The 17,412-nt window shown below is 67.5% G+C and carries 18 protein-coding genes; 12 read left to right on the forward strand and 6 right to left on the reverse strand.

Translation table 11 applies throughout. The features are described 5' to 3' along the window. Positions 1-128 precede the first annotated feature (128 nt). The 4 genes from LGR44_RS14320 (at position 129) to LGR44_RS14335 (ending at position 4,620) form a co-directional block, all read left to right on the forward strand. A complete protein-coding gene (locus LGR44_RS14320; protein ID WP_226741374.1) occupies positions 129-497 on the forward strand; it encodes a hypothetical protein in 369 nt (122 codons plus the stop codon). A gap of 126 nt (positions 498-623) precedes the next feature. Continuing rightward, positions 624-2,795, forward strand: coding sequence for a methylmalonyl-CoA mutase (scpA, locus tag LGR44_RS14325; RefSeq protein WP_226741375.1), 2,172 nt, complete (start codon positions 624-626; stop codon positions 2,793-2,795). A gap of 170 nt (positions 2,796-2,965) precedes the next feature. Continuing rightward, positions 2,966-4,147: a family 16 glycosylhydrolase gene (locus LGR44_RS14330; protein ID WP_226741376.1), complete on the forward strand. Its 1,182-nt coding sequence runs from the start codon at positions 2,966-2,968 to the stop codon at positions 4,145-4,147. Between the two features lie 254 nt (positions 4,148-4,401). After that, on the forward strand, positions 4,402-4,620 hold the full coding sequence (locus LGR44_RS14335) for a hypothetical protein (protein WP_226741377.1): 219 nt from the start codon (positions 4,402-4,404) through the stop codon (positions 4,618-4,620). A gap of 60 nt (positions 4,621-4,680) precedes the next feature. Here the strand turns inward: LGR44_RS14335 and LGR44_RS14340 are convergent, their stop codons facing one another. Further along, entirely contained in the window at positions 4,681-5,667 is a 987-nt protein-coding gene (locus LGR44_RS14340) for a Bug family tripartite tricarboxylate transporter substrate binding protein (RefSeq protein ID WP_226741378.1), read from the reverse strand. A gap of 219 nt (positions 5,668-5,886) precedes the next feature. On the opposite strand from LGR44_RS14340, the gene LGR44_RS14345 reads away from it, so the two are divergent. After that, positions 5,887-6,135, forward strand: a complete 249-nt coding sequence (locus tag LGR44_RS14345) for a DUF6894 family protein (RefSeq protein WP_226741379.1) — start codon at positions 5,887-5,889, stop codon at positions 6,133-6,135. A gap of 378 nt (positions 6,136-6,513) precedes the next feature. On the opposite strand, the gene LGR44_RS14350 is transcribed toward LGR44_RS14345, so the two are convergent. Then, positions 6,514-7,500 (reverse strand): alpha/beta hydrolase, encoded by a 987-nt coding sequence (locus tag LGR44_RS14350; RefSeq protein WP_226741380.1) that lies wholly within the window; start codon positions 7,498-7,500, stop codon positions 6,514-6,516. 147 nt (positions 7,501-7,647) lie between these two features. Between LGR44_RS14350 and LGR44_RS14355 the strand changes: the two genes are divergently transcribed. Continuing rightward, positions 7,648-8,433: a DUF3750 domain-containing protein gene (locus LGR44_RS14355; protein WP_226741381.1), complete on the forward strand. Its 786-nt coding sequence runs from the start codon at positions 7,648-7,650 to the stop codon at positions 8,431-8,433. Between the two features lie 35 nt (positions 8,434-8,468). Beyond that, positions 8,469-9,455 (forward strand): methylmalonyl Co-A mutase-associated GTPase MeaB, encoded by a 987-nt coding sequence (meaB, locus tag LGR44_RS14360; protein WP_404809927.1) that lies wholly within the window; start codon positions 8,469-8,471, stop codon positions 9,453-9,455. On the opposite strand, the gene LGR44_RS14365 is transcribed toward meaB, so the two are convergent. Further along, positions 9,433-10,149: a glutathione S-transferase family protein gene (locus LGR44_RS14365; RefSeq protein WP_226741383.1), complete on the reverse strand. Its 717-nt coding sequence runs from the start codon at positions 10,147-10,149 to the stop codon at positions 9,433-9,435. The two genes, meaB and LGR44_RS14365, sit on opposite strands and share 23 nt — an antisense overlap. Before the next feature lie 137 nt (positions 10,150-10,286). Here LGR44_RS14365 and LGR44_RS14370 point away from each other — a divergent pair, with 137 nt between their 5' ends. Beyond that, positions 10,287-10,922 carry a TetR/AcrR family transcriptional regulator gene (locus tag LGR44_RS14370; protein ID WP_226741384.1) on the forward strand — a complete coding sequence of 212 codons (636 nt, stop codon included), beginning with the start codon at positions 10,287-10,289 and terminating at the stop codon, positions 10,920-10,922. A gap of 103 nt (positions 10,923-11,025) precedes the next feature. Further along, on the forward strand, positions 11,026-11,811 hold the full coding sequence (locus tag LGR44_RS14375; RefSeq protein WP_226741385.1) for a bestrophin-like domain: 786 nt from the start codon (positions 11,026-11,028) through the stop codon (positions 11,809-11,811). Positions 11,812-11,831: 20 nt separating this feature from the next. Here the strand turns inward: LGR44_RS14375 and LGR44_RS14380 are convergent, their stop codons facing one another. Further along, a complete protein-coding gene (locus tag LGR44_RS14380; RefSeq protein ID WP_226741386.1) occupies positions 11,832-12,443 on the reverse strand; it encodes a LysE/ArgO family amino acid transporter in 612 nt (203 codons plus the stop codon). Between the two features lie 93 nt (positions 12,444-12,536). On the opposite strand from LGR44_RS14380, the gene LGR44_RS14385 reads away from it, so the two are divergent. After that, positions 12,537-13,421, forward strand: a complete 885-nt coding sequence (locus tag LGR44_RS14385) for a LysR family transcriptional regulator ArgP (protein WP_226741387.1) — start codon at positions 12,537-12,539, stop codon at positions 13,419-13,421. Here LGR44_RS14385 and LGR44_RS14390 read toward each other — a convergent pair. Next, positions 13,418-14,425: an asparaginase gene (locus LGR44_RS14390; protein WP_226741388.1), complete on the reverse strand. Its 1,008-nt coding sequence runs from the start codon at positions 14,423-14,425 to the stop codon at positions 13,418-13,420. The two genes, LGR44_RS14385 and LGR44_RS14390, sit on opposite strands and share 4 nt — an antisense overlap. Before the next feature lie 159 nt (positions 14,426-14,584). Here LGR44_RS14390 and LGR44_RS14395 point away from each other — a divergent pair, with 159 nt between their 5' ends. Continuing rightward, positions 14,585-15,889 (forward strand): UDP-glucose dehydrogenase family protein, encoded by a 1,305-nt coding sequence (locus LGR44_RS14395; protein ID WP_226741389.1) that lies wholly within the window; start codon positions 14,585-14,587, stop codon positions 15,887-15,889. A gap of 87 nt (positions 15,890-15,976) precedes the next feature. Beyond that, positions 15,977-16,213 carry an Lrp/AsnC ligand binding domain-containing protein gene (locus LGR44_RS14400; RefSeq protein WP_226741390.1) on the forward strand — a complete coding sequence of 79 codons (237 nt, stop codon included), beginning with the start codon at positions 15,977-15,979 and terminating at the stop codon, positions 16,211-16,213. 21 nt (positions 16,214-16,234) lie between these two features. Here the strand turns inward: LGR44_RS14400 and LGR44_RS14405 are convergent, their stop codons facing one another. Further along, on the reverse strand, positions 16,235-17,404 hold the full coding sequence (locus LGR44_RS14405) for a sensor histidine kinase (protein WP_226741391.1): 1,170 nt from the start codon (positions 17,402-17,404) through the stop codon (positions 16,235-16,237). Positions 17,405-17,412: the final 8 nt, after the last annotated feature.

Below are 17,412 nucleotides of genomic sequence, written 5' to 3' on the forward strand. Positions count from 1 at the left end.
CCGCCACATCCACACATGCGGCGCCCATCGTCGCTCCCGCCTCACGATGACCTGAGCAGCACCGCCGGAACCCCCTGTGAGAACCTCACGTTACCCTCACCCGATTGGATGAGATCATGGAGTTGTCGATGCGGTTTCTTTCCTTGCTCGGCGCAGCGGCCGTCACGGGCTCCCTGCTCGCCGCTCCCGCCTTCGCCCAGACGAGCCGGTTCGACGGCACCTGGAGCGTGGAGGTCGTCACCGAGCAGGGCGCGTGCGACCGGGCCTACCGCTATCAGGTGATCGTCGAGAACGGCCGCGCCCGCTACGGCGGCCCGGAGCAGTTCAACGTCAGCGGTCAGGTCCAGCCCAACGGCACCGTCAACGCCAGCATCTCGCGCGGCCAGGACCGGGCCAACGTGCGGGGCCGCCTCTCGGGCAATTCCGGCTCCGGCACCTGGAGCACCTCCGGCGGCCGCGCCTGCTCCGGCAACTGGAACGCGGAAAAGCGGGGATGACGGCTCGGCCGTCCGGCGTGATGGAAGGTGTCGCGACTAAGCGACGATAGCCTCCCCGCGCCGGATGCCCTAGAATGAGGCAGCTTTCGCGTTGCTTCAGGTACATCAAGGGCATCCGTCTCGACCATGACTCGCATTCCGGACTTCTCGAGCATCAGCTGGGCCGAAACCGCGCCGCCGCCCGCGGCGCAGCGGTCGCAGAGTGCAGAGCCCTGGCTCACGCCCGAGGGGATTGCGGTCAAGGGCGCCTACGGCCCCGAGGACCGGGTGGGCCTTGCCTTCGCGGACACCTATCCGGGCATCGCGCCTTATGTGCGCGGCCCCTACCCGACCATGTACGTCAACCAGCCCTGGACCGTGCGCCAATACGCGGGATTCTCCACGGCGGAAGACTCGAACGCCTTCTACCGCCGCAACCTGGCCGCCGGGCAGAAGGGCCTGTCGGTGGCCTTCGACCTCGCCACCCACCGCGGCTACGATTCCGACCATCCGCGCGTGGCGGGCGACGTGGGCATGGCGGGGGTCGCCATCGACTCGATCTACGACATGCGCACGCTGTTCGCCGGCATCCCGCTCGACCAGATGAGCGTGTCGATGACCATGAACGGCGCGGTGCTGCCGGTGCTGGCGCTCTACATCGTGGCCGCCGAGGAACAGGGCGTTCCGGCGAGCAAGCTCTCGGGCACGATCCAGAACGACATCCTCAAAGAGTTCATGGTGCGCAACACCTACATCTATCCACCCAAGGGATCGATGCGCATCATCTCCGACATCTTCGCCTATACCTCGGCGAACATGCCGAAATTCAACTCGATCTCCATCTCCGGCTATCACATGCAGGAGGCGGGCGCGACGCAGGATCTCGAACTCGCCTACACGCTCGCCGACGGCGTCGAGTACATCCGCGCCGGCATCCAGGCGGGACTCACCATCGACCAGTTCGCGCCGCGCCTGTCCTTCTTCTGGGCCATCGGCATGAACTTCTTCATGGAAGTCGCCAAGATGCGCGCCGCGCGCCTGCTCTGGGCGAAGCTGGTGAAGGAGTTCAATCCGCAGAACGAGAAGTCGCTGCCGCTGCGCACCCATTCGCAGACGAGCGGCTGGTCGCTGACCGCGCAGGACGTGTTCAACAACGTCACGCGCACCTGCATCGAGGCCATGGCGGCCACGCAGGGGCACACCCAGTCGCTTCACACCAACGCCCTCGACGAGGCGCTGGCCCTGCCCACCGACTTCTCCGCCCGCATCGCCCGCAACACGCAGCTCTTCCTGCAGCAGGAAAGCGGCACCACGCGCATCATCGATCCGTGGGGCGGCTCGTACTACGTGGAGCGCCTGACGCAGGAGCTGGCCGAAAAGGCCTGGAGCCATATCCAAGAGGTGGAATCGCTCGGCGGCATGGCGAAGGCCATCGAGGCGGGCATTCCGAAGCTCAAGATCGAAGAGGCCGCCGCCCGCACGCAGGCGCGCATCGATTCCGGCCACCAGAAGATCATCGGCGTGAACTGCTTCAAGCCGAGCGACGAAGCCTCCATCGACATCCTCAAGGTCGACAACGCGGCGGTGCGCGCGCAGCAGATCGAGAAGCTGAAGAAACTGCGCGCCGAGCGCAACCAGGCCGATGTGGACGCCGCGCTCGCGGCCCTGTCGAAGGGCGCCGCATCCGGCGAAGGAAACCTGCTCGACCTCGCCGTGAAGGCGGCGTGGGCCAAGGCGACCGTGGGTGAGATTTCCGACGCCCTCGAAAAGGTCTGGGGCCGTCACCGGGCCGAGATCAAAGCCATTTCCGGTGTCTACAAGCGGGAGGTCGGCATGGCGTCGCCAGCCCTGGAGCGGGTCCGCCGTCTGGTGGAGCAGTTCGAGCACGACGACGGGCGCCGCCCGCGCATCCTCGTCGCCAAGATGGGCCAGGACGGGCACGACCGCGGCCAGAAGGTCATCGCCTCCGCCTTCGCCGATCTCGGCTTCGACGTGGATATCGGCCCGCTCTTCGCCACGCCCGCCGAGGCCGCGCGTCAGGCCATCGAGAACGACGTCCACGTCATCGGCGTCTCGTCGCTCGCGGCGGGTCACCTGACCCTCGTTCCGGAGCTGCGCGCCGAACTCGCCAAGTACGACCGCGAGGACATCATGATCGTGGTCGGCGGCGTGATCCCGCCGCAGGATTTCGACGCACTGATTCAGGCCGGCGCCTCCGCGATCTTCCCGCCCGGCACGGTCATCGCGGATGCGGCCGCGAACCTGATCGAGGACCTGAACCGCCGTCTTGGCTACGGCCCGAAGCAGGCGGCGGAGTAAAGCCCCTCGCCTGTTCTTGCCTTTCCTGCCTAGACAAATCGTCGCGCGCCGGCTTTTCAAGAAAAAACCGGCTCGTCAGCCCCGCCTCCCTCGCACAGTCTTAACATCCTGCGCGAGATACTTTGCCTCCACCTGCGGCATGAGCGCAGGACAACTGACGGGGGCTCCACATGTCGCTCAATCTCGACGGCTATTCACTCACCTTCTCCGACGAATTCACCGGCAGCTATCTCGACACCTCGGTCTGGGGCACGAAATACTGGTGGGGCGGGCGCAGCCTCGCGAGCAACGGCGAGATGCAGTACTTCGCCGACCGCTCCACACCGGTGGTCCAGCAGAACCCGCATCTGGACCCCTTCGCCATCGCGGCGGATCCCTTCGAGACGGGAGACGGCATTCTCACCATCACGGCCAATGTCTCCCCCGATCCGGCGCTGACCGACGGGCTGCCCTACGTCTCGGGCCTCATCAACACGCACGGCACCTTCTCGCAGACCTACGGCTACTTCGAGATCTGCGCCCAGGTGCCTGCGGGCCAGGGGCTGTGGCCCGCCTTCTGGCTTCTGCCGCAGAGCGGCAACTGGCCGCCGGAAATCGACGTGCTGGAGCTCCTCGGCCACGATCCCTCGACCTATTACGCCGGCGCCCACTGGACCGATGCCAGCGGCGGCCACGCCTACGACACGCAGGCGGTTTCGACCGGAATCGATCTCTCGCAAGGGTTCCACACCTACGGTACCATGTGGACCGCCGACACGATCACCTTCTATCTCGACGGCAACGAGGTCTGCTCCATCCAGACCCCCGCCGGCATGAACGAGCCCATGTACCTGCTCGCCGGCCTTGCGGTGGGCGGCAACTGGCCGGGGGCGCCGGACGGGACGACGCCGTTCCCCTCCCAGTTCCAGATCGACTACATCCGCGCCTGGGCTCTCGATGCCCCCGCCCCCTCCATCGTTCCGACGCTCGAGGGCGGTGCGGGGCCGGACGTTCTCGTGGGCGACAACCGGACGAACACTTTCGACGACATCATCTTCGCCTATGGCGGCAACGACACGCTGGAGGGCCGGAAGGGCAACGACCTTCTGTCCGGCGGCGCCGGGGCCGACACCTTCCTCTACAGGAGCGGTCCGACCGGCCACGACGTCATTCTCGACTTCGATCCTTCCGGCGGGGACGTGGTCCGGGTGACCAAGGCGATCCTGGGCCAGAAGAACTTTTCCGGCCTCTACCGCAAGATCTCGGACAACGCGGCCGGGGACGCGGTTCTCAAGCTCGCCGACGGCGGCTCGATCACCTTCGAGGGCGTGAGCAAGGCGCAGCTCGGATACGACGACTTCCTCATCGTCTGAGGCGCTCCTCAAAGGCCGGAGCATCGGACCCAGAAGTGGGTCCGATGCGCTAGCGCGGCGGGCCGGGCGGACAAGCCCCGGCCCGCGAACTATTTCGCATAGACATGATTTGGCCGCAAAAAATCGCTCGGTTTGGCCGCATACCTCTATGAATAGAGGTGTCGCAAGGGAATGAAACGCGTTAAAGCGTGGATTGTTAAGACCTTAGAAATCGAAGCCGCCTCAAAGTCTCAGAATGACGACCGGAGTTTATGATGATCCCGATGCTTCTCTTTGGGATAGTGGGAGGTGCGCTTTCGGCTTACCTGGCCTTCCCCTACGGCTACATCGCCGCCTTCCTGGCCTACATGATCGGCGGCAGCCTGTGCGCCCTGATCCCCGGGCTGCTGCAGGCGAGAGCCGAGTTCAAACGGGAGCGTGAGCGGGAACGCGCCGCCGGCATCCACGCCTCGCCGGTCGGCGAAGAGTCCTGAACCCGGTCAGGACTCCCCCCAGCCGCAAGACCTGCCGCGCTCACACGGCATCGTTCACCCTCATTCGAACTTGATGCCGGCCGTCTTGATGACCTGCTCCCACTTGTCGCCCTCCGCCCGCATATAGGCCGCCATCTCCTCCGGCGAGCTCTGGAGCACGTCGATCCCGGCGGCAGCGAGCTTCTCGCGGATTTCCGGCTTGCCGACCGCGCGCCGGTAGGCCTCGTTGAGCTTGGCGACGATCTGGGGTGGCGTTCCCGCAGGCGCCACGATCCCCTGCCAGGCCCAGGCCTCGAAACCGGGATAATCCGCCGCCACCGGAGGCACGCCCGGAAGCCCGGGGAACGGCCCGGGCGACGCGACCGCGATGGCCTTGATGGGCCCTGAGAGCTGGGACCGCGCGGTCGCGAAATCGATGAACATCATGCTGATATTGCCCGCCACCAGATCCTGCACGGCGGGTGCGGCGCCCCTGTAGGGCACGTGGGTCATCTTGATCCCGGCCTGCTGGGACAGCAGCTCCGTGGCGAGATGGAACGGGCTTCCGAGCCCCGGAGTGCCGTAGTTGATGGATCCCGGCGCCTTCCTGGCCGCTTCGACCAGCTCCTTGACCGAGTTCACCTTGAGCTTGTCCGTGTTGACGAGCAGCACGAGGGCGAAGCGGCCGCTGAGCGAGATCGGGCTGAAATCCTTGTAGGGGTCGAAGGAGAGGTTGCGGTAGAGGGTGCGGTTCGTGGCGAAGGTCGAGCTGTCGCCGAGCAGGAGCGTATAGCCGTCCGGCTCGGCGCGGGCCGCCGATTCCGCTCCGATATTGGTGCCGGCGCCCGCCTTGTTCTCGATCACGAATTGCTGGCCGAGATCCTTGCCGATTTCGGCGAAGACGAGGCGGGCGAAGAAGTCCGTTCCGCCGCCGGCCGCGTAGGGCACGATGACCCGGACGGGCCGGGTCGGATAATCGGCCTGCGCCATGGCGGGCCACGGCGACAGGATCGAGGCTGCGCAGGCGGCGGCCATGCTCAGGAGAACGTTGCGGCGGGTCGGGTTCATGGTTTCCTCGCATCTTCTTGGTTGTGAGAAGAAGCTAGTCCCGGCGCCCGTGAGGGCAAGCGGGACCTGCGCGGGAGACCCGCCGCGCACAGGACTTTTCACCGGGTTGAGCGGAAATGGAGACGATGCTCTACTCCCTGCTCGATTCCCTCGCAGTTCAGAGGCCGCCGATCCACCTCCCCCCGCGCCTGCGGGGAACGAGCCATTCAGGGTGAAGGGATGCCACGCTACTTCTTCAACGTGCATATCGGCGAGGACGTTCTCGGCGATCCCGAGGGCCAGGACCTGCGCGACGCCGACCAGGCCTGGGAGGTCGCCCGGGCGATGGCGCAGAACCTGCTGGGCACCGAATTCGCGCAGCCGATCAACTGGGCCGCCTGCCATATCGAGGTGACGGACGACCTGGACGAGATCGTCCTCGAATTCCCGATCCTCGAGGCCATCGACCTGTCGGGACAGCCACATTGACGACGCCGCCTCGCCTCCCCTTCAGGGAGAGGTGCAGCGAAGCGAGGATGTTGGATTGCGGCGGTAATCGGCTCGCACGGATAGCGCCGACCGGCTCCCCTCCCTGATCTCGGGCTCGCCGGAAGCGCCAGCCTGCTCTCCTCCCCACGGACCTCGCCCCGGCTCGAAAACTCACGCCGGAAGCGCCAACCTGCTCTCCTCCCCCTTGTGGGGAGGAGGTGGAGGTGGGGGTGTGAGCGATAGCCTATGAAGGTCCGGCGCTCACACCCCCACCCTGACCCTCCCCACAAGGGGGAGGGAATGAGGTCGCGCCATATGGGCAGCGTTTGCGGACCCACCTCAGGCGGAAGAGGTGAAGGGCAGGCTCAGGTCCTGCCATCAGAGCTTCTCGCGCTCGATGGCGCGCTTCACCACCTGCTGCACTTCCGGGTTCGACAGGAAGAGGTCGTGGTTGATGTTGATGAAGCGTCCGCCGAATTCGGACGCGTCGGCCACGCGCACCCCCAGCGCCTCCAGGCGCTCGCGGTCGGCAGCGCCCGCCCTCACGATGCCGCCGGCGAGACGGCCGGAGACCTGGAGGGCGCGGTCGTTGGTGGAGCTGATGACGGTGATCTTCTTCGCGTCGGGTCCCAGCTTCTCCAGGCCGCGGGCGAAGAGGTCGATGTCGATGTCCGGGGCGGCCAGCACCACCGCGCCGATGCGCTCCATCGCGCTGGCGCCGCCGGAGCCGCGCAGCATCCGCAGGGTCTCCAGGGTCAGCAGCGTGCCCATGCTGTGCGCCACGATGTGGATGCGCCCGCCGCTCGGGGTCTTGGCCATGGCGGTCAGCAGCTCCTCCAGGGCATCGCGGGACCACATGGCGCTCTCGCGGTCGCTCACATAGCTGAAGGTCGAGCCGGCCGACGGCCAGGTGAAGAGGCCGGTCGCGCCCGGGAACTTGATCCCCTGCGAGAGCTGAACGGTGGAGGTGGCGGCGGACTCGAAGCTCTCCCGGTAGCCATGGATGTAGAGAAGCAGGTCGCGCCCGAGGGCCGCCTGGGCGAAGGTCTGCGCGGCATTCCTGCGGTCGAGCGAGCCGACGGAGGCGATGCTCCAGTCCGACGTGCCGAGCAGCCCATCGGCCGGCGGCGTCATCTTCGCCTCGGCAAAGACCAGGTCCGCAGATCGCTCGCCGGTGAACCAGGGTTCCTTCAGCGGCTCACCCGCAGGCAGGCGCGTGGTGGCGATGAGAAGCGTGGGGTCGCGCGACAGCCCGGCGCGAGGCGCCAGGGGCGCTTCGGTCAGGGGGGATTCGCCGCCGAGACAGCCGGACAGAGTCAGGCTGGCGAGAGCGACGAGGGCAAGGCGTCGTGTGGGAAGCGGCATGAACCGGGAATCGAAAGGACCAATCGGGGAAGCTGTTTCACCTCCGATGATGGCGGGCACAAGGCAACCGCCGTGCTTCGCCGCATTCCTTTCCGAACATGGTAAACCCTTGGTGAACGGAACGCCGCAGGCCGCTGCGAAGCCTTGATGCCCCAGGAATCGAGACTTACCTTCGCAACCATGTTCCTCCTCGCCCGCGCCCTCCTGACCATCTTCGCCCTCTTCCTGCTTCCCCTCGCCGCCCATGCCGCATGGTGGGCCATGCGCGACGACGTGGCGCCGTCCTGGCGCGCCGCCGACTGGTCGAGCGCGAAGCTCCTGCCGCAGCCCTCCGAGGCGCCCCAGGCCATCGTCGCCGTCTATGCGGCGCGGGTCGGACGCTGGCGCGGCATCTTCGCCCATCACACCTGGATCGTCGTGAAGGAGGAAGGCGCCACCCGCTACACCCGCTACGACAAGGTCGGCTGGGGCAGCCCGGTCCGCACCAACGGATGGGTGGCGGACGGCCGCTGGTTCGGCAACGCGCCGCAGCCCATCGTCCTGATCGAAGGCGAGGCCGCGCAGCGCCTCATCCCGCAGATCCAACAGGCGGTGGCGAGCTATCCCTACCGGTCCGTGGGAGCCTACAACGCCTGGCCCGGCCCGAACTCCAACACCTTCGTGGCCCATGTGATGCGTCAGGTGCCCGAGCTGGAGGCCCCGCTTCCGCCCACCGCCATCGGCAAGGACTGGCAGCCCCTCACCGACATCGTGGGCCTGACTCCGAGCCGCACCGGCATTCAGGTCTCCCTCGGCGGCTATGCGGGCTTCACCCTCGGCTGGATCGAGGGGGTCGAGGTCGATTTCCTCGGCCTCGTGGCCGGCGTCGATGTCCGCCGCCCGGCCGTCAAGATTCCCGGCTGGGGACGGATCGGGATGAATCCCGTTACTTGATGAAAAGCCGCGCGGAACGCGCTAAGGCTTTGCCCATGAACGGGGGCGTGCACAGACGACAGGCGGTGACGGCGGAGGCCGTGGCGAACGGCGACCGCGCCGCCTTGGCGCGCGCCATCACGCTCATGGAGTCGCGCCGCGCCGACCACCGGGAGACCGCCCGCGCGCTCCTGCAGGAACTGATGCCGCGCACCGGCCATGCGGTGCGCGTGGGCATCACCGGCGTGCCGGGCGTCGGCAAATCCACCACCATCGACGCCCTCGGCAGCATGCTCACCGAGCAGGGTCACAAGGTCGCCGTGCTGGCGGTCGATCCAAGCTCCACCCGCACCGGCGGCGCCATCCTCGGCGACAAGACCCGCATGGCGCGCCTCGCCGCCGATCCCAACGCCTTCATCCGCCCCTCCCCCTCCTCGGGCACCCTCGGCGGCGTCGCGGCGAAGACCCGGGAGACCATGCTCCTGTGCGAGGCCGCGGGCTTCGACGTGATCCTCGTGGAGACGGTCGGCGTCGGGCAGTCGGAGACGGCGGTGGCGGACCTCACTGATTTCTTCCTCGTCCTGATGCTTCCCGGCGCGGGCGACGAACTGCAGGGCATCAAGAAGGGCATCCTCGAACTCGCCGACATGATCGCGGTCAATAAGGCCGACGATGCGGGCGCGAAGGCGAAGGCCGCGGCGGCCGAGTACAAGGCCGCCCTCCACATCCTCACCCCCGCCTCGTCGAGCTGGACGCCGCCGGTCCTGACGGTCTCCGGCCTCACGGGCCAGGGGCTCGACGAGCTGTGGACGAAGGTCCTCGATCACCGCAAGCGCCTGGAGGCGACCGGCGAACTCGCCGGCAAGCGCCAGGCGCAGGACACCAAATGGATGTGGGCCCTCGTCCACGAACGCCTGCACGACCGCCTCACCCACGATCCCGCCCTGCGCAAGCGCGTGCCGGAGATCGAGCGCGCCATCGCCGACGGCTCCCTCTCGCCCAATGCGGGCGCGAGCGAGATCATCGCACTGCTGGGGCTGTGAAAACGGGCGTCCTGCCGCCATAGGCGCCTTCGACCGGCGCGGACAGTTCCAGATCGGCGGCGACGATTTCGGACGCCGCCTTCGCGAAGGGCGGGCGGTCGCTCAGCCTGTCGTACCAGGCCGCCAGCGCCCGGTGCTCCGCGAGCGGCGGGCCGCCGAGGCGTTGCCCGAAGAGCACCGCCATGAACACCGAGGTGTCGGCGGCGCTGAACGTTCCGCAGAGATACGGCCTGTCCCCGAGCCTGCGGTCGAGTTCGGCGAGATGCCGGCTCATGACGGTTTCCGCCTGCTTGGCGGCCGCCTCGTCGGCCAGCCACCTTTCCGGATCGGCGGGACGGGGGCCCGTACGGTGCATGAGCGCCCGCAGGGGAACGAACATGACCTCGTCCGCGAACAGATCGAGGAGACGGCAGGCCGCCCGCTCCGCCGGCCCATGGGGGAAGAGCGGAGGATCCGGGTAGGCATCCTCGAGATATTCGAGGATCACCGTGGAATCGTAGAGGGTGACGGCCCCGTCGACGAGAACCGGCACCTGGCCTTTCGGGTTCGCCGCCAGAACGTCCGGATGCCGGGGGCTGTACCCCGTCGTCTGGTTGAACGGCACCATGATGCGCTCGAAGGGAAGCGCCTTTTCGCCGAGCGCGATCTCCACCTTGCGGGAGAAGAGGCTCAGAGGCCCCGAGTAAAGCTTCATCGTCCGCTCCTTCCATTCCGCTGCAGCAGGCCCGCATTCCTCGGCGCCGCCGAACAGGACACTTGTCCTGTTTCTGATTACAGGATGGTTGTCCTGTTTTGTCAATCTGCTAAGGTCCGGTCCAGGAGGCGACGAGAATGGCGAAGCAACCTGCCCCGGCGCGCGGGCGGACCAACGATCCCGAAGGCCTGAGACGCCGGCTCGTGGATGCCGCCTATGCGGCCTTCACCACCCAGGGGTATCACGCCACCTCGATGCACGACCTGAAGCGCGAGGCCGGGGCGACGGGCGGCGCCCTCTCCCATCACTTCCCGACCAAGAAGGATCTCGGCCTCGCCGTCATCCGCGACCGGGTGGCCGACGCGGTGGAGGAAACCTGGATCGAGCCGCTCCGGTCGGCCGCCAGCGCGTCGGAAGGCATTCAGGCGGCATTCTCCGCCATCGCGTCCGAGCTGGAACGGCGCGGCGCCGTGTCGGGCTGCCCCCTGAACAATCTCGCTCTCGAACTCTCCCGGCACGACCCCGACTTCCGGGCGCAGATCGAGGCCGTCTTCGAGCGCTGGCGGGAGGCGATCGCCGAAAGGATCAGGGCCGATCGGGCGGCGGGCTTGGCGGCCGGTCTCGACCCCGACGCCTTTGCGACCCTGGTCGTGGCCGCCTATTCGGGCGCCATGGCCATGGCCAAGGCCAGCCAGGATGCAGCCCCCCTCAGGATATGCGCCGAGCAGCTCGCGCGGGCGATGCAGGAAGGGCGCGGATCCCCCGCCGCCTGAGGAATCCCCTGCCCCGTGGGGGCATACCGGCCTGAGCCCTTGCCGGAAGACGGAATCTGTCGGAGCCTGTGCCGTCCATGCCGCAACGGGAGCTGACGGCGCCGTGATCGAGTGGTTGCATGAAATGCCGACCCTGCTCGGCGCCGGCCTCCTCTGTCTCATCTTCGTCGTACCGACCCTCATCGGCTCGGTGCTGCTGCAGCCCGCCGTCGCGCGCCTGATGTCGGGCGAGAAGGACGCCAACACCCTCGTGGGGCTGCTCCTCAACGCCTATACGCTCTTCTACGGGGTGCTCCTGGCCCTGCTCTCGGTCTCGGTCTTCGACAATTACGGCGAGGCCCAGCAGGCGATCGCCCGGGAGGCTTCCAGCATCACGACCCTCTACCGCAACATCAGCAGCTATCCGGAGCCGCCCCGGACCATCCTGCTGGACAATCTGCGCCGCTATGTGGACGAGGAGATCGGTCCGGGCTGGTCGCATCAGCGACAGGACGAGGCCGCGTCCCAGGGCATGGCCCTGGTCACGCAGTTCGGCGAGCAGATCATGCGCTTCAGACCCGACCGCGCCATGGGCGAGGACATGCTGCACCGTGAGACCCTGCACGCCTTCGACCAGTTCGTGGAGCGGCGCCGCGCCCGCATCCAGGCGGCGGGAACCAACATCCCCACGATCATGTGGTACGTGGTCATCATCGGGGCGGTGCTGAACGTCTTCGTGCTGTGGCTGTTCGATCTGAAGCGCACGACGCATTTCATCTTCGGCGGCGTGCTGATGGTCTTCATCGGCCTCGTCATCTACATGGTCGCGGTGCTCGACCGCCCCTTCCGCGGCACCCACGGCCTCAAGCCCGACGATCTCGTCCAGGCACGGCAACTGATGGATCCGTGAGGAGCCGCGGGCACGATGCTCTAGGCGGCGCCATCCAGCAGCAGGCGCGCGGCGGTGATCCACATCACCGCGCCGATGCCCGCGTCGAGAAAGCGCCAGGTGGCGGGGCGGGCGAAGACGGGGCGCAGGAAACGCGCGCCGTAGCCGAGGGAGAAGAAGAACGTGAAGGAGGCCAGCATGGCCCCGAGCGCGAACATGCCCCGGCTTCCGTCGAACTGGGTCGAGATGGAGCCGATCAGCACCACCGTGTCGAGATAGACGTGCGGGTTGAGCCAGGTCAGCGCGAGGGAGGTGAGCAGGGCCCGGCCCAAGGTCGTCGCGGTGGCCTCCGAGGGCTTCAGCGCCGCATCCGCCTGGAACGCGGCCATGAAGCTGCGGACGCCGTACATGACCAGGAAGGCGGCGCCCGCGAAGCGCAGGGTGGGCTCGGCCCAGGGCATGGCGGCGCTGATGGTGGCGAAGCCCGTGACGCCGGCCAGGATCAGCACCGCGTCGGAGAGCGCGCAGGTCAGGCAGACCGCGAGGATGTGGCGCCCGCGCAAGCCCACGCGGAGCACGAAGGCGTTCTGCGCGCCGATGGGCAGGATGAGGCTGAGGCCGAGCATGAAGCCGGCGACGAGAGGCATGGTCATGTCGTGCGTCCGAAAATGTGTCGACACTGGATAGATCGGGCCGCACAATTAGGACAGTTAAAGCTTCTGCATCCGATTTAGAAATTCTAATCCATGCTCGACTATGCCCATCTCTCCGCCCTCGCGGCCGTCGTCAGGACCGGAAGCTTCGAGCGCGCGGCGCAGCAGCTCAACGTGACCCCCTCGGCGGTGTCCCAGAGGGTGAAGCTCCTGGAGGAGCGGCTCGGCGTCGTCCTGGTGGTGCGGGGCCAGCCCTGCACGGCGACGGCGGCCGGACAGCGCCTGTGCCGGCATGTGGAACAGGTCGCGCTTCTCGAAAGCTCGCTGCACCAGAGCCTGCCGGGGTTTCAGCCCGAGAACAGGTCCGTCACCCTGCGAATGGCCGTGAACGCGGACAGCCTCGCCACCTGGTTCGTGGCCGCGATGGCGAAGACGGACGGCTACCTGTTCGACCTCGTGCTGGACGATCAGGACTACAGCGCGGAATGGCTGCGGCGCGGGGAGGTCGTGGCGGCCGTGACGGCGCATGGCAGGCCGATCCAGGGCTGCGACTGCCGCGCCCTCGGCGCGCTGCGCTATGTCGCCACCGCGAGCCCGGATTTCGTCCGCCGCTGGTTCCCCGATGGGGTCGATGCGGAAGCCGCCGAGCGCGCCCCGTGCATGGTGTTCAACCAGAAGGACCGGCTGCAGGGCCTGTGGCTGCGCCAGGCTCTCGGATCCGATCCGCGCCCGCCGGTCCATTGGCTGCCCTCGTCGCAGGCCTTCATCGACGCGGCGCTGGCGGGTATCGGCTGGGGCATGAACCCCGAGCCGCTGGTGGCCGATCACCTGCGCGACGGAAGGCTGGTCGCGTTGAAACCGGACCAGCCCCTGGACGTGCCCCTGTTCTGGCAGCAGAGCCGGATCGCCGACGCCCTGCTGCGCGAGGTGACCCGCGCAGTGCTGCAGGCGGCCCGCGCAACCCTCGTTCCGCTCTAGCCCAGCACCTCCGGCGCGACCCTGAAGCGGCCGACCTCGATGCCGTTCCAGTTCGTGAGCACCGGTTGCGCCAGGGCTTCGACGACGGCGCGGTCCTGGTCGTTGAGGGGCAGGAAGTGGAGGATGAGGCCGGCCATGGCGGCGGATGCGGCGCGCGGGCCGCCGTCGTCCACCTTCAGGGCGATGCCGTATCCGAGTTCCGGCAGGCTCGCGCAATAGACGCCTTCGGCGCCGGACTTCACGAAGGCCCGCTCGCGCAGGGTCTCCATCAACTTGGTATCGAACCGGTCCGTGCCGGCCACCATGAAGGGATGCTGCGCCACCGCCCGGCGGATGCGCTTGGCGGCCTCCTGCGTTCCCTGCGGCAGGCCCGCGCCGGTGCCGAACTTGGCGAATCCGAAGGCGAGCGCCGGCAGCGGGATGGCATAGGTCGGGATCGAGCAGCCGTCGATGGCCGCCTCCTCGTCCGTGTGCGACGCGCCGGTCACGTCCTCGAGGGATGCGCGAACCGCCTGCTGGACGGGATGCCCGGCCTTCACATAGCCCTGCGGGTCCTCGTCCAGGCCGCAGGCGAGGCAGATGAAGCCCGCGTGCTTGCCCGAGCAGTTGTTGTGGAGGGCGTTCGGCTGCTCCCCCTGCGCCGCGAGCAGCCGGGTGGCCGCCTCGCCCATGGGCCAGTGGATGCCGCATTCCAGGCACCCCTTGTCCCGTCCGGCCTTCGCCAGCATGGCGGCGGCGGTCTCCACATGCTCCGGCTCTCCCGAATGGGAGGCGCAGGCCAGGGCGATTTCCGCATCGGTCAGCCCGTATCTGTCGGCGATGCCGCTCTCGACCAGCGGCAGCGCCTGAAGCGCCTTCACGGCCGAACGCGGGAAGACGTGACGCTCCATGTCGCCGAGAGACAGAACCGTGGCGCCGTCCGCGTCGATCACGGACACGCTGCCCCGGTGGCGCGATTCGACCAGATCGCCGCGCAGAACCTCGACGAGGAAAGGATTATCCATGAGGGCCCCCTTTTTGGACGCGGTCTTTTGGGCGGGTGAGGCCCGGAAGTCAAAGGGGACCTTGTTGCACTAGGTTATTTCGGGGCACCTCACGGCCCCCGCTTGCCGCGGGACCCCTGCCCCCCTAAACCCTAGCTTGGGTGAAATGGGGAGAACCTGATGCGTATTGCGATGATCGGAGCGGGCTATGTGGGCCTGGTCTCCGGCGCCTGCTTTGCGGACTTCGGCCATTCGGTGTGCTGCGTCGACAAGGACCCGGCCAAGATCGAGGCCCTGGAGCAGGGCCGGATCCCGATCTTCGAGCCCGGCCTGGCCGAACTCGTCGCCACCAATGTCCGCGAAGGCCGTCTCTCCTTCGCCACCGACCTCTCGCAGGCCGTCCAGTCCGCCGAGGCTGTCTTCATCGCCGTCGGCACCCCGTCCCGGCGCGGCGACGGCCATGCGGACCTGTCCTACGTCTATCAGGCCGCCCGCGAGATCGCCGCCGCCATGGACGGCTATACGGTGGTGGTCACCAAGTCCACGGTGCCGGTCGGCACCGGCGACGAGGTCGAGCGCATCATCCGCGAGGCCCGGCCCGATGCGGATTTCGCCGTGGTGTCCAACCCGGAATTCCTGCGCGAGGGCGCGGCGATCGCCGACTTCAAGCGGCCCGACCGCATCGTCATCGGCACCGAGGACGAGCGCGCGGAAGCGGTCATGAACGAGATCTACCGCCCGCTCTACCTCAACCAGGCGCCGATCCTCGCCATGTGCCGGCGCGCGGCGGAGTTGACGAAATACGCCGCCAACGCATTCCTGGCCACCAAGATCACCTTCATCAACGAGATCGCCAATCTGTGCGAGCAGGTGGGCGCCGACGTGCAGGACGTGGCCCGCGGCATCGGGCTCGACAACCGCATCGGCTCCAAGTTCCTCCATGCCGGTCCGGGCTATGGCGGCTCGTGCTTTCCCAAGGATACCCTGGCGCTGATCAAGACGGCGCAGGATTTCGAGGCGCCGATCCGCATCGTCGAGACGGTGGCGGCGGTCAACGACCAGCGCAAGCGCGCCATGGGCCGCAAGGTGATCGCCGCCTGCGGCGGCTCGGTGCGCGGCAAGACGGTGGCGGTGCTGGGCCTGACCTTCAAGCCCAACACCGACGACATGCGCGAGGCGCCGTCCCTCGACATCATCCGCACCCTGCAGGATGCGGGCGCGAAGATCCGCGCCTACGATCCGGAGGGCATGGAAGCGGCCAAGGGGATGCTGCAGGACGTGGAATATGCGCGCGACGCCTATGACTGCGCCAAGGACGCCCATGCGCTCGCCATCGTGACCGAATGGAACATGTTCCGCGCGCTCGACCTGGAGCGGCTGAAGAAATCCATGGCCGAACCGGTGATCGCGGACCTGCGCAACATCTACCGCGCCGAGGAGGTCCGCCGCCGCGGCTTCACCTATGTGAGCGTCGGACGGGTCTGATTGCAGCCGGGAGCCTGTTCACGCGGGCTCCCGGCCGTGGCATATCTGCCGTCACGAGATTCAGGCCGAACGACCTTTGGAGCGCCCATGCAGACCTTCTTCGTCGAGATCAAGTGCAAGCTCGGCAGGACCTACGACGTGGCGAGCATGCTCGCCGACCGGGAAATCGCGTCCGAGATCTACTCGACGGCCGGCAATTACGACATCCTGGCCAAGTTCCACGTGGACGACGACGTGGATATCGGCCACTTCATCGCCCAGAACGTGCAATCCATCGCGGACATCGCCGACACCCGCACGATCATCACCTTCAAGGCGTTCTGACCCCGCCCCTGCGGGACGGCGCTAGAGGGGCACCGGAAACCGCACGCAGGTGCGCGTGCCCTTCGCGACGGGCTCCTGCTCGACCCGGCCGTCGAGCTGGTTGGTCAGGGCGTCGATGAGCTGCAGGCCGAGGCCGCCCTCGCGGGGCGGCCCCATGCCGCGACCGTTGTCCTCGACCGCGAGACACGCCTCTCCGTGCTCCACGTTCGTCGTGAAGGTGACGCGGATCGTGCCGCCGCCTTCGTCGAAGGCATACTTGATGGAATTGGTGACCAGCTCGTTGACGATCAGCCCGACCGGAACCGCGCGGTCGAGCGGGAGCAGCACGCCCCTGATCGTCTCGACCTCGATGGAAACCCTGTCGCGGCGGGGATCGATGTTGGAGCACAAGGCCCGCAGGTAATCTCCGAGTTCGACGTTGCTGACCCCCGACTCGAACGACAGCTGGTCCTGCGCCAGGGCGATGGCGTGAACCCGGTCCATGACGCTGGCGAAGCGGCTGCGGCTGTCGGGCGTGTCGGCGTGGCGCCGCTGCAGCGCCAAGAAGGAGACGACCGTCTGCAGGTTGTTCTTCACCCGGTGCTGGAACTCGCGCAGCACGACCTCCGAGAAGGATTTCTGCCGCGCATGTTCCGCCTCCGCGTCGGCCGCCTTGCGCTCGGTTTCGAGGCGCAGCAGAGCGACGCCCAGGATGTTGGCGAAGGTGCTCAGGAAGATCACGTCGCCCTCGTCGAAGGTTCGCGCCTCTTCCGAATCCACCTCCAGCACGCCCCATGTGCGCCCGTCGATTCGCACCGGGACGTTCATGAGCGAGACGATGCCGTGGTCCCGCAGCACCGTCGACATCCGGAATTCGGTCTCGTTCGGGAAATCCTCGATGATGACGGGAGCCGCGGTCTGCATGGCGCGGCCGGGCGGGGACGCGCTGTCGAGGGGGAACGTGGCATTGCCCACGATGCCGGGCTTCCAGCCGACCCCCGCAACGGTGAGCAGGTCCCCGTGGTCGGGGCGGTAGCACATCACCTTGACGTGCCGGATATGCGTGACGCGGGAGACCTGTGCGGTCACGTATTGCAGCAGCCGGTCCACCGGCAGGGGCTCGGACGCGATACGGCTGAACGCTGCGAGCGCACGCTGGTACTCGTGCATGCGCTTCAGTTCGGATGCGGTATCGTGGCTCTTCCTGGACATCCAGGCTA

It is taken from the genome of Microvirga lenta (assembly GCF_020532555.1).
Taxonomy (GTDB): Bacteria; Pseudomonadota; Alphaproteobacteria; order Rhizobiales; family Beijerinckiaceae; genus Microvirga; species Microvirga lenta.